The 15,539-nt window shown below is 63.8% G+C and carries 17 protein-coding genes; 1 reads left to right on the top strand and 16 read right to left on the bottom strand.

The genetic code is table 11. The features are described 5' to 3' along the window. Positions 1–52: 52 nt before the first annotated feature. Positions 53–601 (bottom strand): YceD family protein, encoded by a 549-nt coding sequence (locus AB4Z43_RS14170; protein WP_038646281.1) that lies wholly within the window; start codon positions 599–601, stop codon positions 53–55. Further along, complete coding sequence (locus AB4Z43_RS14165) at positions 601–1,146, bottom strand: ubiquinol-cytochrome C chaperone family protein (RefSeq protein ID WP_027046740.1); 546 nt, start codon at positions 1,144–1,146, stop codon at positions 601–603. Before AB4Z43_RS14165 ends, AB4Z43_RS14170 begins: the two co-directional genes overlap by 1 nt. 115 nt (positions 1,147–1,261) lie before the next feature. Here AB4Z43_RS14165 and AB4Z43_RS14160 point away from each other — a divergent pair, with 115 nt between their 5' ends. Next, positions 1,262–1,777, top strand: coding sequence for an outer membrane protein assembly factor BamE (locus AB4Z43_RS14160; protein WP_027046739.1), 516 nt, complete (start codon positions 1,262–1,264; stop codon positions 1,775–1,777). A 237-nt stretch (positions 1,778–2,014) separates the two neighbouring features. Here AB4Z43_RS14160 and AB4Z43_RS14155 read toward each other — a convergent pair whose 3' ends face one another. The 14 genes from AB4Z43_RS14155 to glyA form a co-directional block, all read right to left on the bottom strand. Further along, positions 2,015–4,156, bottom strand: coding sequence for a sodium-translocating pyrophosphatase (locus AB4Z43_RS14155; RefSeq protein WP_038646275.1), 2,142 nt, complete (start codon positions 4,154–4,156; stop codon positions 2,015–2,017). Positions 4,157–4,417: 261 nt separating this feature from the next. Next, positions 4,418–5,167 (bottom strand): ABC transporter permease, encoded by a 750-nt coding sequence (locus AB4Z43_RS14150; protein ID WP_441937975.1) that lies wholly within the window; start codon positions 5,165–5,167, stop codon positions 4,418–4,420. After that, positions 5,164–6,102 carry an ABC transporter ATP-binding protein gene (locus AB4Z43_RS14145; RefSeq protein WP_064982550.1) on the bottom strand — a complete coding sequence of 313 codons (939 nt, stop codon included), beginning with the start codon at positions 6,100–6,102 and terminating at the stop codon, positions 5,164–5,166. The genes AB4Z43_RS14150 and AB4Z43_RS14145 overlap by 4 nt, the downstream gene beginning before the upstream one ends. Beyond that, entirely contained in the window at positions 6,099–7,262 is a 1,164-nt protein-coding gene (locus AB4Z43_RS14140) for an ABC transporter permease (protein ID WP_240564659.1), read from the bottom strand. The genes AB4Z43_RS14145 and AB4Z43_RS14140 overlap by 4 nt, the downstream gene beginning before the upstream one ends. A gap of 55 nt (positions 7,263–7,317) precedes the next feature. Next, positions 7,318–8,229 (bottom strand): glycine betaine ABC transporter substrate-binding protein OsmF, encoded by a 912-nt coding sequence (osmF, locus tag AB4Z43_RS14135; RefSeq protein WP_027046738.1) that lies wholly within the window; start codon positions 8,227–8,229, stop codon positions 7,318–7,320. A 180-nt stretch (positions 8,230–8,409) separates the two neighbouring features. Further along, on the bottom strand, positions 8,410–9,627 hold the full coding sequence (locus AB4Z43_RS14130) for an MFS transporter (RefSeq protein WP_019857617.1): 1,218 nt from the start codon (positions 9,625–9,627) through the stop codon (positions 8,410–8,412). Beyond that, a complete protein-coding gene (gene nusB / locus AB4Z43_RS14125) occupies positions 9,624–10,124 on the bottom strand; it encodes a transcription antitermination factor NusB (protein ID WP_019857616.1) in 501 nt (166 codons plus the stop codon). Before nusB ends, AB4Z43_RS14130 begins: the two co-directional genes overlap by 4 nt. Further along, a complete protein-coding gene (gene ribH / locus AB4Z43_RS14120; RefSeq protein WP_019857615.1) occupies positions 10,121–10,615 on the bottom strand; it encodes a 6,7-dimethyl-8-ribityllumazine synthase in 495 nt (164 codons plus the stop codon). Before ribH ends, nusB begins: the two co-directional genes overlap by 4 nt. Positions 10,616–10,724: 109 nt before the next feature. Further along, positions 10,725–11,342 carry a riboflavin synthase gene (locus AB4Z43_RS14115; protein ID WP_441937971.1) on the bottom strand — a complete coding sequence of 206 codons (618 nt, stop codon included), beginning with the start codon at positions 11,340–11,342 and terminating at the stop codon, positions 10,725–10,727. Positions 11,343–11,468: 126 nt separating this feature from the next. Then, entirely contained in the window at positions 11,469–12,599 is a 1,131-nt protein-coding gene (gene ribD, locus AB4Z43_RS14110; protein WP_441937969.1) for a bifunctional diaminohydroxyphosphoribosylaminopyrimidine deaminase/5-amino-6-(5-phosphoribosylamino)uracil reductase RibD, read from the bottom strand. A gap of 2 nt (positions 12,600–12,601) precedes the next feature. Beyond that, positions 12,602–13,081: a transcriptional regulator NrdR gene (gene nrdR, locus AB4Z43_RS14105; RefSeq protein WP_019857611.1), complete on the bottom strand. Its 480-nt coding sequence runs from the start codon at positions 13,079–13,081 to the stop codon at positions 12,602–12,604. Between the two features lie 95 nt (positions 13,082–13,176). Beyond that, entirely contained in the window at positions 13,177–13,506 is a 330-nt protein-coding gene (locus AB4Z43_RS14100) for a GlpM family protein (RefSeq protein WP_019857610.1), read from the bottom strand. Between the two features lie 26 nt (positions 13,507–13,532). Beyond that, positions 13,533–14,111 carry a hypothetical protein gene (locus AB4Z43_RS14095; RefSeq protein ID WP_441938225.1) on the bottom strand — a complete coding sequence of 193 codons (579 nt, stop codon included), beginning with the start codon at positions 14,109–14,111 and terminating at the stop codon, positions 13,533–13,535. Between the two features lie 96 nt (positions 14,112–14,207). After that, entirely contained in the window at positions 14,208–15,521 is a 1,314-nt protein-coding gene (glyA, locus tag AB4Z43_RS14090; protein ID WP_019857608.1) for a serine hydroxymethyltransferase, read from the bottom strand. Positions 15,522–15,539: the final 18 nt, after the last annotated feature.

Genomic DNA, 15,539 nt, shown 5'->3' with positions numbered 1-15,539 from the left:
ATAGCGGTTTTGGGTTTTCACACAACCGACTTTTCCATCGCGGGCGAGGTTTTCAGGATTTTCCCAACAAGGATCGCAGTTTTTGCTGAAATTCATTCTCCACCGCTTCGGTCTCGCCGCCGGCATCCAGCGACGCGCCCGACTTGCGCGGATAGGGGTTGATCGCCAGTCCGAAGAACTGCTCGGCGAGAGCGCCGACATCGATCGTGTCGCCGGAGAATGTTTCGGGGCTGTCGGGACCATCCGCATCGAGCAGGATCTCGCCACCGCCCTCGAACCCCTGCCGCCCAAGCTTGGAATCCTCGGGCAGCAGCAGCGCCTCGACCGGCTCGTCGATATGCGCTTCAACGGGATCGAGCGTGACGATGCAGGCCTGGGTGATATCGGCCTCGACACGGCCGCTGACCTTGACGCCATTGCGTTTCCAGGAAGCGACGAGGAGTTCGGCGCGATAGGCTTCGACCGACAGCAGCCCGTGCTCCTCGGCAAGCGCGGCGCGCTGGGCGGCATCGGCCTCGATCACCACCGGCAGGCCCTTCTGCGGCAGCCGGGCGACATTCGCGAAAAAGGAAACCGGGCTAGGCGGATCAGCATGTTTCATCAAGCACCTCCCTTGGCGAGCGGAAACACCGCCGTGCCGGAAACGATCGATTGCGACGGCTGCGCGGCCAGTTGCCGGCAGGCGTCGGCGACATAGTCGGCCAGTTGCGACGCCTCCGGCCATGGACCGGTATCGGGCCGGACATTGCGGGCAAGCGCCGCGGTCAGCCCGTCACGATCGCTTCTTTCCAGCGCATCATCATAGGCGGCGGTGCGGCCATAGAACATCTTCGCCAGTTTCTTCATGCGCTTGGGCACGCCGACATCGCCAATGCCGAGTTCCCGCAGCGAATGATCGACGTCGAGAAAGAACTCGTCGATCAGCACCTGGGCGATCTCCTGCGCCACGCCGCCCTCGCCACGCAAGCGATGCTGGAACAGGAACATATGCAGCGAAAGCATCTCGAAACGGCCGAGCGGTGTGTCCGGCACATTCCAGTGGGAATAAAATACAGTCTGCCGCGCCGCCGCCACGATTTGTGCGTAAAGCGCGTCCGTTATGGCGCGGTTGGCGTGGCGTTCGCGACCAAAAAGGCGCTGGAACATGGGGATGGTCTCCCGGGGACCGTTTGTTGAATTGGCCTTGTTGCATCGGCAGGCAAGCTGGTTTACCGGTTTTGCGGCCCAGCGCAAGTTGCGGCGATATAATGGAGAATTGTTGTTGCGCGCGCTGAATTTCAAGTCGACCTTCTCGTCCAGGCCTGCCGGCGCAATCTCGCTGCTGCTCGTCGTTTCGGCGCTTTCGGCGTGTCACACCAACAAGATGATCGGCGACCTCAATCCGAGCGAGACGTTCACGCAAGGTTACGTCTACGATCAGCAGGCCGTCGATTCGGTGCCCGTCGGTTCCAGCCGTGAGCAGGTGCTTCTGGCGCTTGGCACGCCGTCGACCACGGCGACTTTCGACAACGAGGCCTTTTATTACATTTCGCAGACGCGCAAGCGCTATGTCGCCTTCGATAAGCCCAGGCTCGTCGACCAGAAAGTTCTGGCGGTCTATTTCGGCGCCGATGGCCGCGTCACCCAGATCGCCAATTACGGCATGAAGGACGGCAAGATCTTCGACTTCATCTCGCGCACCACGCCGACTGGCGGCAAGGACCAGAACTTCCTCAGCCAGATCATCAACGGCGCCAGCAAGCTGGCGCCCGGCATCCCCGGCGGCGGCACTCCCTGATCATCAGATCCTGCTTCCCTCGGGAAGGCAGCAACATCTCAGGCGACCAAAAGCCCGTGGGAGCGATCTCACGGGTTTTTGTTTGGCCAAGGTGAGCCAGGACGGCCAGCACGGTGCAAGCCGGCGTCAAAAACCAGCGGGTCTTGGGGTTTGAAGTGAGCAACGGGCCTGATCCGGGCCAAACAAAAACCCGCGGGGATCGCTCCCCGCGGGTTTTATCTAACGGCCAGGCTCCGTTCAGCCGTGCGCGAGCACGGCCAGAAGCAGGAGCGCGACGATGTTGGTGATCTTGATCGCCGGGTTGACCGCGGGGCCGGCGGTGTCCTTGTAGGGGTCACCGACCGTATCGCCGGTCACCGAAGCCTTGTGCGCTTCGGAACCCTTGAGATGCTTGACGCCGTCCTTGTCGACAAAGCCGTCCTCGAACGACTTTTTCGCGTTGTCCCAGGCGCCACCGCCCGAAGTCATCGAGATGGCGACGAACAGGCCGTTGACGATGACGCCGAGCAGCGAGGCGCCGAGGGCGGCAAAGGCCGAGGCCTTCGACCCCGAGATCAAGAGCACGCCGAAATAGACGACGAGCGGCGCCAGCACCGGGAGCAGCGACGGGATGATCATTTCCCGGATCGCCGCCTTGGTCAGAAGGTCGACGGCTCGTGCGTAGTTCGGCTTGGAGGTGCCGGCCATGATGCCGGGATCCTCGCGGAACTGCTTGCGCACCTCCTCGACGATGGCGCCCGCCGCGCGGCCGACGGCCGTCATGGCGATGCCGCCGAACAGATAGGGGATCAGGCCGCCGAAGATCAGGCCGGCGACAACGTAAGGGTTGGAGAGATCGAAGGAAATCTCGCCCATGCCCTGGAAGTAGGGATATTTGTCGCCGTTGGCGGCAAAGAACTTCAGGTCGTTCGAGTAGGCGGCGAACAGCACCAATGCGCCGAGGCCGGCCGAGCCGATGGCATAGCCCTTGGTCACGGCCTTCGTGGTGTTGCCGACAGCGTCGAGCGCGTCGGTGGAGTGGCGCACTTCCTTGGGCAGACCGGCCATTTCAGCAATGCCGCCGGCATTGTCGGTGACCGGGCCGAAAGCGTCGAGCGCAACGATCATGCCGGCGAGGCCGAGCATGGTGGTGACGGCGATCGCCGTGCCGTAGAGGCCGGCGAGCTGGTAGGTCGAGATGATGCCGCCGACGATGACGATGGCCGGCAGCGCCGTCGATTCCAGCGAGACCGCGAGGCCCTGGATGACGTTGGTGCCGTGGCCGGTGACCGACGCCTGGGCAATCGAGTTGACCGGGCGCTTGTTGGTGCCGGTGTAGTATTCAGTGATCACCACGATCAAACCCGTCACCGCAAGCCCGATCAGGCCGCAGATGAAAAGGTTCTTGCCGGTGATGACCATGCCGGCGACCGTGCCGATCTCGCCCCAGCCAAGGCATACCGAGGTGGCGACGCCGAGGCCGACGATCGACAACAGGCCGGTCACGATCAGGCCCTTGTAGAGCGCGCCCATGATCGAACCGTTGGCCCCGAGCTTGACGAAGAAGGTGCCGACGATCGAGGTCAGGATGCAGGCGCCGCATATGGCGAGCGGATAGAGCATCGCGGCGCCGAGAATGGCGGTGCCGCCGAAGAAGATGGCGCCGAGAACCATGGTGGCAACGACCGTCACCGCATAGGTTTCGAACAGGTCGGCGGCCATGCCGGCGCAGTCGCCGACATTGTCGCCGACATTGTCGGCGATGGTGGCCGGATTGCGCGGATCGTCCTCGGGAATGCCGGCTTCGACCTTGCCGACGAGATCGCCGCCGACATCGGCGCCCTTAGTGAAGATGCCGCCGCCGAGACGGGCGAAGATGGAGATCAGCGAGGCGCCGAAGCCGAGCGAGACAAGCGAGTCAATGACGATGCGGTCATTGGGCTGCAGGCCCATGAAATGAGTCAGGATGAGGTAGTAGATCGAGACGCCGAGCAGCGCCAGGCCCGCCACCAGCATGCCGGTGATGGCCCCCGACTTGAAGGCGATGTCGAGACCGGCGGCCAGACTGTTGGAGGCCGCCTGTGCGGTGCGCACGTTGGCACGCACCGAAACATGCATGCCGATGAAGCCGGCAGCGCCCGACAGGACGGCGCCGATCAGGAAGCCGATCGCGGCGGTGATCGAAAGCAGCCACCAGGCGAGCAAGAGCACGACCACGCCAACGATGGCGATGGTGGTGTACTGGCGCGCCAGATAGGCTTGCGCGCCTTCGCGGATGGCGGCGGAGATTTCCTGCATGCGTGCGTTGCCCTGGTCGGACGCAAGGACCGAACGTGTCGCCCAAATAGCGTATAGGACAGAAAGCAAGCCGCAGGCGATGACGGCGGAAATAATGGTCATTGCCGATTTTTCCTCGATTGTTGGCCCAAATGAACCCCTCCCTGGGCCGATGAGACAAAGATGGAATCCCGCGCACGGAATCCGCCTCTTCGCATCGGTGTATGCGAAACAGTGCCGCGAACGTCAAGATATTGTTCAGTTTTTGCCCGGCTTTCGCCCAAAAGACAAAAGTCGCGACGACCCTGCCTGGCGCGGTCCTCATTTAGATCGATTGAAATGACCCAAAGGATCATGCCGACAGGCCGTCAGCATCCCGAAGGACTACTCCGCCTCACGTCCCATGCGCCGCGCCGCATAGCGCTCGATCGCCGACAATCCGTCATAGATCAGCACGGCAAGGGCCGCCACGATCAGGCCGCCCTGCAGGATGAAAGCAAGATTGTTGGACAGAAGGCCAGCGATGATCACCTCGCCCAGCGTCTTGGCGGCAACCGTCGAGCCTATGGTGGCGGTGGCCAGGCTGATCACCACCGAGAGCCTGATGCCGCCCAGGATGATCGGCGCGCTGAGCGGCAGCTCGACCTTGGTGAGCCTTTGCCAGCCGGTCATGCCCGCGCCGCGCGCCGCCTCGACGACATTGGCCGGCAGCGTCGTCAGCCCGGTCAGAGCATTCTCGAAGATCGGCAGCAGGCCATAGAGAAACAGCGCGATCAAAGTCGGCTTCTCGCCGAAGCCGACAGCCGGCACGGCGAGCGCCAGGACCGCCACCGGTGGGAAAGTCTGGCCGATATTGACCAGGCTGCGCGACAGCGGCAGGAATTCGGCGCCCGCCGGCCTGGTGACAAGGATGGCCAGAGCCACCGCAACGATGGTCGCGGCGACGGTGGCGATCAGCACCGTGCGCAAATGCAGCAGCGTCAGCGTCAGCAGGCTGCCCTGATTGTAGATCACCGGCGCGTTGTTCTCGGTCAGCGGCTTGAGCATCGGCTCAAACCAGCCCGGACTGGTGACGAACGCCACAAGCAACACCACCAGCGCAAGCCTGAGCAGCAAAGGCAGCGAGGCTTTCATGCCGGCCTCGCCGCCCGCTTGACCAGCCCATCCACAGTAACGCGGCCGAGCGGCTTGCCGTCGGCGCCTTTGACCGGCAGCGCCGGCCGGCCTGTCCATAGGAGTTCAGCCAGCGCATCGCGCTGGCTGGCATCGCCGGGGATGGCTTCGCCCTCGGCGGCGCCGTTTTCCACCGCGTCACGCACCCGTCCGAGCGACAGCAGCCTGAATGGCCTTTCGCTGGCGCCGACCAGGGTCTCGACGAAGCTGCTGGCCGGGTTTGCCAGGATCTCGGCGGGTTTGGCGTATTGCACGAGCTTGCCGGCATCCATGACGGCGATCTTGTCGCCCATATGCACGGCCTCTTCCATGTCGTGGGTGACGAGGATGATGGTGGTGCCGAAGCGCTTCTGGATCGCCAACAGATCCTCCTGCGCCTTGGTGCGGATGATCGGATCGAGCGCGCCGAACGGCTCGTCCATCAACAGCACGTTGGGTTCGGCGGCGAGCGCGCGGGCCACGCCGACCCGCTGCTGCTGGCCACCGGACAGTTCGTGCGGGTAGCGCGGTCCGAATTCCTGGGGGTCGAGCTGATAGAGTGTCATCAGCTCATCGACGCGCGCCCTGATGCGATTCTTTTCCCAGCCAAGCAGGACCGGCACGGTGGCTATATTCTGCGCCACGGTGCGATGTGGAAACAGGCCGTGGCCTTGGATTGCATAGCCGATGCTTCGGCGCAGTTCGTAGCCCGGCACCGAACGATTGTCGGCGCCGTCGAGCTTGATAATGCCAGCGGTCGGTTCGACCAGCCGGTTGATCATGCGCAGCAGCGTCGTCTTGCCCGAGCCCGAGGTGCCGACAATGACGGCGATGGTACGTGGTTCGATGACCATCGAGACGTCGTCGACGACGGTGGTCGTGTCATAGCGCTTGGTGATGCCTTCGATCTCGATCATGCCGTTTCAACCCTGCGCTTGGTGGCGGTCATTTCGATCACTGCGTCGAGGATGATGGCGGCGGCGAAGGCGAGCGCCACGGTCGGCACCGCGCCGAGCAGCACCAGGTCCATCGCGGTCTGGCCAACGCCCTGGAAGACGAAGACGCCAAAGCCGCCGCCACCGATCAGCGCTGCGATGGTGGCGAGGCCGATGTTCTGCACCAGCACGATGCGGATGCCGGTGAGGATCACCGGAAAGGCCAGCGGGAATTCGACGCCGAACAGGCGCTGGCGGTCGGTCATGCCCATGCCGCGCGCCGCGTCGTTGGCGGCGCGCGGCACGCCAGCGAGGCCGACCACGGTGTTGGCCACAACCGGCAGCAGCGAATAGAGGAACAGGGCGACGAAGGCCGGCGCGGTGCCGATGCCACGAATGCCGAGCGCGGCCGCTCCAGGCACATGCGTGGCGATCCAGCCGAGCGGCGCGATCAGCAGGCCAAACAGCGCGATCGAAGGAATGGTCTGGATGATATTGAGCACGTTGAGCACTCCGGCCCGCAGCCTTTCGACACGATGACAGAGTATGCCGAGCGGTAGGCCGACGACGACCGCCGCAAGCAGCGAGCCAAGCGCCAGCGTCACATGCTTGGAACCTTCGGCCCAGAAACTGTCGGCGCGGTTGGCGTATTCCTTCAGGATGGAAAGGTCGTTCCAGGCTCCCGACACTAGCAGCAGCCCGATGGCCACGGTGGCGGCGACCAGTACAGCGACGCGGGCCCAAGGCGACAAGTTCAGGCGCGTCAGCACGTCCGCCAGCAAAAGCGTGAAGGCGAAGATGAGTACCCAGAAACCGGAGGCCGGCGATACCCTGGCAAAGGTGTTGCCGGCCGGCGTCAAGAATGTGCCGGCAACTCCGACGAGCAGCGCGAGCGCGGCAAGCGCCACGACACTGGCCGCAAGGCGCAGCATAAGCGGTGTCCTGAAGAGCGCCATGAGCGCCGCGACGATCACGATAGCCATCAGCAATGGCCCGGCGGTTGCTGGCAGCGCCTCGAGAATCGAGCGCGCCTGGCCCGGAGCGATCCGATTGGCGCGGAACGTGGCGAAGGGAGCGAGGAACGCCGCATAGGCCGCGATCGCGGCAATGACCACGCCGAGCTTGTCGAAACGGATCTTCACGCCCTTCCCCGTCGGTCGTTCCGGCGCGCCACGCGAGCGGCGCGCCGGAATCGTCCTACTTCAGAAAGCCGTTTTTCTTCAGGAAGTCCTCGGCGACGCCCTTGACCGGTTCGCCGCCAACCTGCACACGGCCGTTTAGCTCCTGTAGCGTGACCAGGTCGAGCTTGGCGAAGACCGGCTTCAGCAGCGTCTCGATCTCGGGATGTTGCTTGAGTACGGATTCACGGATGATCGGCGCCGGCTGGTAGACCGGCTGAACGCCCTTGTCGTCCTCAAGCACGACAAGGCCGGATGGCGCGATGCCGCCATCGGTGCCGTAGACCATGGCGGCGTTGGCGCCACTGGTCTGGTTGGCGGCCGCGGCGATGGTTGCCGCCGTGTCACCGCCCGAAAGCGTGATCAGCTGGTCCGGCTTCAGCGTGAAGCCGTAGGTGGTCTGGAAGGCCGGAAGGGCGGCCGCCGAATTGACGAACTCTGCGGAAGCCGCGAGCACCACCTTGCCGCCGCCGGCGACGTATTTGCCGAAGTCCGAAAGCGTGACGAGCTTGTTCTGGTCCGTCACTTCCTTGCGCAGGGCGATCGCCCAGGTGTTGTTGGCCGGCGCCGGCGACAGCCAGACGATTTTGTTGGCGTCGTAGTCGAGCTTCTTGGCCGTCTCATAGGCCTTGGCGGCGTCCTTCCAGACCGGGTCATCGGCCTTCTCGAAGAAGAAGGCGGCGTTGCCGGTGTATTCGGGATAGATGTCGATCTCGCCGGCGGTGATCGCCTTGCGCACCACCGGCGTGCCGCCGAGCTGAATGCGGTCCGATGTCTTGATGTTGTTGGCGTTGAGAACGAGCTGGATGATGTTGCCGAGCACGCCACCCTCGGTATCGATCTTCGAAGAGACGACCACCTGAGCACTGGCGGAAGTTGCCGTGATGGCCAGCGCCAATGCCGCGCCGGCGAAACCCTTGACTGAAAACATTGTGAAAACCCTTTGCTGTGAACCGGAATACGGCGGCCGCATATGAGCATGGCTTCAACGGCCAGTCGGGGCACACGGTTTCATAACAATAGGCACAGACGCAATAATTTTGTTTCAGATCGGCAAATTCAACCGAAGCAATCCTGACAGCATCATGTCAGCTCGACAGCAGTTCAGGGATCAGGTGCGCGCGTTGCGCGGGGCCGTCAACTTGAGCGCGCCGAGGGCCACGAAGCACAGAACTGTGACCGGAAAGATCATCCAGTTCAGCATCTCCCAACCCCAGGCGTTGTAGACCATGCCCGACAGCAGCGACGCGCAGGCGACGGAGCCGAACAGGACGAAGTCGTGGAACCCCTGCACCTTGCCCTTTTCCGACGGCCTGTAGCTGGCCGCGACCATGGCGGTGGCGCCGATGAAGCCGAAATTCCAGCCAAGGCCGAGCAGGATCAGCGACGTCCAGAATTGCCACAGCGCCAGGCCCGACAAGGCAACGGCAGCACAGCCGATGAGCAGGATCAGGCCGATGGCGACGATGCGCTCGGCGCCGAAGCGATGGATCAGCGAGCCGGTGAAGAAGCTCGGCGCGAACATCGCCATGACGTGCCAGGAAATGCCAAGCGTCGCATCGTCCTCCGACAGGCCGCAGCCGACCATGGCCAGCGGCGCGCCGGTCATCACGAAGCTCATCAGCGCATAACTGCCGACGGCGCAGAACAGTGCGGCGACGAAGCGCGGCTTGGTGACGATTTCGGACAGGGGCCTGGCATCGCCGCCGGAAACGTCAACCTTGCTCGCCGCCTTCGCCGGCAGGCGCAGAAACGACAGGATAATCGCGCCCACGGCTGCCAGCGGCAGGATGGAGGCGAACGATCCGGCAAACATCACCGGTGCGAACAGTTCCCGGGTGAAGATGACGATCTGTGGCCCGAGGATGGCGGTGATAATGCCGCCGGCCAGCACAAAGGAGATGGCGCGCGCCTTGAACTGCGGCGGCGCATTGTCGGCGGCAGCGAAGCGGAATTGCTGGACGAAGGCTCCACCGATGCCGATCACCAGCAACGCGAACGCGAACAACCAGAAACTACCGTGGAAAAGCGCCAGCGTGGCAATCAGGCCGCCAAGCGCGGTTACGACAGTCCCGGTCATGAAGCCGCCCCGCTGGCCCAGTTGGCGGATAATGGCCGCGGCGGGTAAGGCGCCGAGAGCGACACCGACATTGAAGCCGGTGATCGGCGCCGTCGCCAGCGATTTGTCGGCACCAAGCAGGTATTGGCCGGCCAGCGCGCCCATCGAAATGGCGATGGGCGCCGCCGAGCCGATGATCGCCTGTGAGGCGGCGAGAATCAGCGCGGTGCGCCGCGCCTCCCTGCCCGTCTCAATGGCGATAGCCGTCACGATGCGTCCTTGCCGCGCCCCTCGCCGCGCACCCGGCGTGACACGCGGTCGAGCACGGCATTGACCAGCTTCGGCTCGTCTTCCTCGTAGAAGGCCTTGGCTATGTCGACATATTCCGAAACGATGACCGCCACCGGCACGTCTTCGCGCTTCATCAATTCATAGACGCCAGCGCGCATAATGGCGCGCAGCGTCGAATCGAGCCTCGACAGCGGCCAATCATCGGTCAGCGCCTGGCGGATGACTGGATCGATGGTTTTCTGGTTCTCGACGACGCCGGTCAGGATGGCGCGGAACCATTGGGCGTCCGCCTCGCGATAAAGCGCGCCGTCGACTTCCTTGCCAAGCCGGAACGCCTCATATTCGGCGGTGATCTCGAAGACGCCGCTGCCGGCGACATCCATCTGATAGAGCGCCTGCACGGCGGCCAGACGGGCCGCGCCACGCTTGTTGGCATGGCGCACAGCGGGCTGTCCGGGCGAAGCGGGTTCGCTCACGATCGCGCTCCCAATTGTTCCTTGAGCGCGATCATGGTCAGCGCCGCACGCGCGGCAAAGCCGCCCTTGTCGCCTTCCGAGCGCTTGGCCCGCGTCCATGCCTGCGCATCGTTCTCGGTGGTCAGGATGCCGTTGCCGACGCAGACCGAGTCCTGCACGGACAGGTCCATCAGCGCGCGGCTGGATTCATTGGCGACGATATCGAAGTGATAGGTGTCGCCCCGGATGATCGTGCCGAGCGCGACAAAACCATCGTAATTTGTGCCGCCTTCCGCCGCGCCATCCAGCGCGAAGGTGATCACTGCGGGAATTTCGAGCGAACCTGGAACGGTGACGACGTCGTAAGTCGCGCCCGCTTCCTCGAGCGCGCTCGTCGCGCCGTCGAGCAGCGCGTCGGCAAGGTCGTCGTGAAAGCGCGCTTCGACAATCAGCAGATGCGCCTTCGCCTTCGGACGAATGAAGGCTTTGCCGTGTTGGGATGTACCAGCCATAAAAGTCTCCGGGGGGTTGCCGGTGACTTAGGCCGAAGCCAGATTGATCGCAAGCAGAAGATTGCTGGAGGGTGCCAGACGCGTTGGACCGGCCGGTTCGGCAGACTTGCTAGAGCCCCTCTTTCGCCGCCTCGATCAGCCGCGCGGCGTAGCGGGCCATGGTGTCGATCTCGAGATTGACGCGGTCGCCGAGCTTGCGCTCGCCCCAGGTGGTCACGGTCAGCGAGTGGTGGATCAACAGCACGTCGAAGCGGGTGCCCTCGACCTTGTTGACGGTGAGCGACGTGCCGTCGAGTGCGACGGAGCCCTTTGGCGCGATGAATTTGGCCAGATGGCGCGGCGCCTCGAGCGTGAAGCGCACCGCGTCGCCCTCGTCCTTGCGCTCGACGATCTCGGCGGTGCCGTCGACATGGCCCGACACGATATGGCCGCCGAGCTCATCGCCGATCTTCAGCGCCCGTTCGAGATTGACCTTGCTGCCGGATTTCCAGCTCGAAGCCGTGGTCAGCCGCAAGGCCTCTTCCCAGGCCTCGACCTCGAACCAGCGCGCGTTCGAGCCATGTTCGGGCAGCGCCGTGACCGTCAGGCATACGCCGCCGCAGGAAATCGAGGCGCCGATGGCGATGGTTTCGGGGTCATAGGCGGTATCGATGCGCAAGCCGACGCCTTCGCTGAGCGGATTGATAGCCGCGACGGTGCCGATATCGGTGACAATTCCGGTAAACATCGATGCTGATCCCTAGAGCATGATGCCGAAAAGTGTGAAGCGGTTTTCGGACGACATCATGCTCTATCTCTTTGATTTAGAGCCGGATTCAGATTTCAGGTCGAACAGACCTGAAATCATCCGGCTCTAGAGGTCCCTTACCCATTCGGCGTAGCTGTCCTCGCCGAAGCGCATCTCGCGCAGTTTGCGGAAGCCTGCCGGGATATGGTCTGAATCAACGGGCGATGCAATGCCATCCTCGCCGATCGCCTCCGGCCCCTGGAACAACACGATGCGGTCGACCAGATCCTCGTCGAGGAATGCCTTGGCGACCTGGGCGCCGCCCTCGACCAGCACGCTGGCCATGCCAAGCGCCGCCAGGTCTTCGAGCAGTTCCGGCAAGGCGACGACGCCGTCATGGGTTTCGGTGCCGATGAAGCGTACGCCGGCTCGTTCGAGTGCAGCGCGACGGTGCGGATCGGCCTCAAGACACGCAGCGACATAGAGCGGCACGCGGTCGACACCGGAAACCAGCTTCGAGGCTTCCGGCAGCCGGATCTGGCGATCGAGGATGATGCGCGCCGGCGAACGGTTTTCCAGCCCCGGCAGTCGCACAGTCAGCGCCGGATCGTCTTCCAGCGCCGTGCCTATGCCAATCAGGATGGCGTCGGACTCCGCGCGCATCAGATAGACATCGCGACGCGCGATCTCGCCGGTGATCGCAACCTGGCCGGCGCCTTTCCTGCCGATCTTGCCGTCGCTCGAAAGCGCAAGCTTCAGCGTCACTTCCGGGCGTTTTCGCAGAGATCGAATCAAATAGCCTGCCATCTGCTCGGCGGCTTCCGTGGCCAGCACCTTCTCCACCACCTCGATGCCGGCGGCGCGCAGGATGGCATAGCCCTTGCCGGAGACACGCGGATCCGGATCGCTGGCAGCCCCTACGACGCGCGCAATGCCGGCATTGACCAGGGCATTGGCGCAAGGCGGCGTGCGGCCGTGATGGGCGCAAGGTTCCAGCGTGACATAGGCGGTGGCACCACGCGCGAGCTCGCCGGCCTCGGCCAACGCCTCGGTCTCGGCATGCGGCCGGCCGCCAATGGCGGTGACACCGGTACCGACGATCATCGGCCCCTCGCCGTCATCGCGCACGATCAGCGTGCCGACAGAAGGGTTGGTGGAGGTGCGGCCGGCATTCCTGCGCGAAAGCCGCAAGGCGGCGGCCATGAAACGACGATCAAGGGCCGCTTGTTCGGCCTCGCTCAGTTGCGATGCTGCCATGCTCAGCCGGCGTCCTCTTCACTCTTGTCTTCGTCGCCCTTCAACTCGCCCAGGAGTTCATGGAAATCCTTGGCCTCACGGAAATTGCGGTAGACCGAGGCAAAACGCACATAGGCAACGTCGTCGAGCGACTTCAGCGCCTCCATGACCAGCCGGCCGACCTCGCCGGAGGCCACTTCCGTCTCGCCGGAGCTTTCGAGCTGGCGCACGATGCCGGTCACCGCGCGGTCGATGCGTTCGGGATCGACATTGCGCTTGCGCACCGCGATCTCGACCGAGCGCAGCAGCTTGTCGCGGTCGAACGGCACTTTCCGGCCCGACTTCTTGACCACGACCAGATCGCGCAACTGGACGCGCTCGAAGGTGGTGAACCGGCCACCGCAATCGGGGCAGATACGCCGCCTGCGGATCGCCGCGCCATCTTCGGCGGGGCGCGAGTCCTTCACCTGCGTATCTTCGGACTGGCAATAGGGACAGCGCATGGAGAGCCTTGGGTTCGCGAATCTGGTGAGGCGAAAGGCTTAGAGCCTTTCCGACCGGGATTGAAGCCGTTGCGTCTCTTCAACGGACTGCAGCATCAGAGATAGCGAGGCGCGAGGAAGATTGCCAGCGCGGCAACCAGCCAGACGGCGATGCCGCCGGCAACAGCCAGGCGATAGTCGACCTTGTCTATGAACAACCAGCAGGCGCCGAGGAAGGCAAGATAGGCGGGAATTGTCTTCATTCCGGCAAGGCAGGCATCGCGAAAACCGCCCGGATCGCCTTTGGCGCCGACGGCGAGCAAGGCAATGACGGCAAAGGTCGGCGCCAGCGGCAGGATACCTGGCAGGACATTGCCCCGTTTGGACGCCCAGACGATCAGCGCCGTCACCAGCCCGCCGACCACACCCTTCCAGACGATGTCCATCCGCGGTCCCTACCGCGACCAGGCCGTCACGGCGCGACGTCCTTGGTCGGGAAGCCGCAGGACGTCCCGACGTTGCGGTAGGCCTTGGTGAAGCCGTCCATAGGGATGCTGGCGAAGGCCTGCTTGCCGAAAGTCACGTCGAGCGAGACGACCTGACGCATGGCTCGCAGTAGCGCGAGACTGGTCTTGGCCTGATTGTCGACCGTCCAGCTCGGACGGCCGATGCCGGCATCGTTGGAATAGACCGTTGCCGAAACCTTGACCCCGGGATCGCCGAACGTCGCCGCGATCTTCTTGCCGGTCGGCAGTTGCTTGTTGTCGACGGTAAGCATGATGGCCGGATAGGCATTAGGCGGCAGCGCATCGCCGGTCGAGATCGACAAGGTCAGCGTACCCGAATTGCCGCTCGCATCGTAGAACGCCGTCGAAGCCGCGCAGGTCTTGTGCGCATCCTGGCCGGTATCGAGTGTATCGACCATGGTTGTCCATCGGCCGAAGGTGCTTGTGACAGGCATGTCCGGAGCGGGCTGTGTCTGCGCCGAAGCAAGTCCATAGACGGCCAGCCATCCCACAGCGCCGAGCAAGGCGATACGAAAATTACGCATCATCGTTTCTCCAGTTCCATGCGCCACCCGATCAGTGGTGGCGCACCGCCGGCGGATAAAAGATGACGCTTCGCGCCTGGTCAATCGATAAGGATGTCAGCCGAGATAGGGATAGAGCGGAAACCGATCGGTCAGCGCCACGACCTTGGCCTTGACCGCCGCCTCGACCGCGGCATTGCCCTCGTCCGAATTGGCGACCTTGAGACCATCCAGCACTTCGGCGATCAGCTTGCCGATCTCGCGGAATTCGGCCTGGCCGAAGCCGCGCGTGGTGCCGGCCGGGGTGCCGAGACGCACGCCCGAGGTGACGAAGGGCTTTTCCGGGTCGAAGGGAATGCCGTTCTTGTTGCATGTGATGTTGGCGCGGCCAAGGGCTGCCTCGGCGCGCTTGCCGGTGGCGTTCTTGGGGCGCAAATCGACCAGCATCAGATGGTTGTCGGTGCCGCCGGAGACGATGTCGAGGCCCGTCTCCTTGAGGCTCGAAGCCAGCGCCTTGGCGTTGGCGGCCACACTCTCGGCATAGACCTTGAAGCTCGGCTTCAACGCCTCGCCGAAGGCCACCGCCTTGGCGGCGATGACATGCATCAGCGGGCCGCCCTGCAGGCCGGGGAACACCGCCGAGTTCATCTTCTTGGCGATGTCTTCGTCGTTGCACAGGATCATGCCGCCGCGCGGGCCGCGCAGCGACTTGTGCGTGGTGGTCGTCACCACATGGGCGTGCGGCAATGGCGAGGGATGCACGCCGCCGGCGACCAGGCCCGCAATATGCGCCATGTCGACCATCAGATACGCGCCGACCGCATCCGCGATCTCGCGAAAGCGCTTCCAGTCCCAGATGCGCGAATAGGCGGTGCCGCCAGCCAGGATCAGCTTCGGCTTGGTCTCATGCGCGGTCTTCTCGATCGCGTCCATGTCGAGCAGATGGTCTTCCTTGCGCACGCCGTAGGAGACAACCTTGAACCACTTGCCGCTCATGTTGACCGGCGAGCCGTGGGTGAGATGGCCACCGGAATTGAGGTCGAGGCCCATGAAGGTGTCGCCGGGCTGCAGCAGCGCCAGGAACACCGCCTGGTTCATCTGGCTGCCGGAGTTCGGCTGGACGTTGGCGAAATTGCAGCCGAACAGCTTCTTCGCCCGCTCGATGGCCAGTTCCTCGGCCACGTCGACGAACTGGCAGCCGCCATAGTAGCGCTTACCCGGATAGCCCTCGGCGTATTTGTTGGTCATGATCGACCCCTGCGCCTCGAGCACCGCACGGGAAACGATGTTTTCCGAGGCGATCAGCTCGATCTCATGACGCTGGCGGCCAAGCTCGTTACGGATGGCGCCGAAAATCTCCGGATCGGCGTCTTCCAGCGTGGTTTCGAAGAAGGATTCGAATTTGTTCGACGCTGCCGCTGCTGTTGCCATGGCCTGAAATCCTCCGGT

The organism is Mesorhizobium sp. 2RAF45 (genome assembly GCF_052115225.1).
Taxonomy (GTDB): domain Bacteria; phylum Pseudomonadota; class Alphaproteobacteria; order Rhizobiales; family Rhizobiaceae; genus Mesorhizobium; species Mesorhizobium jarvisii.
The sequence above is the reverse complement of the archived record's forward strand: the minus strand, read 5'-3'. Positions and strand labels throughout refer to the sequence as shown.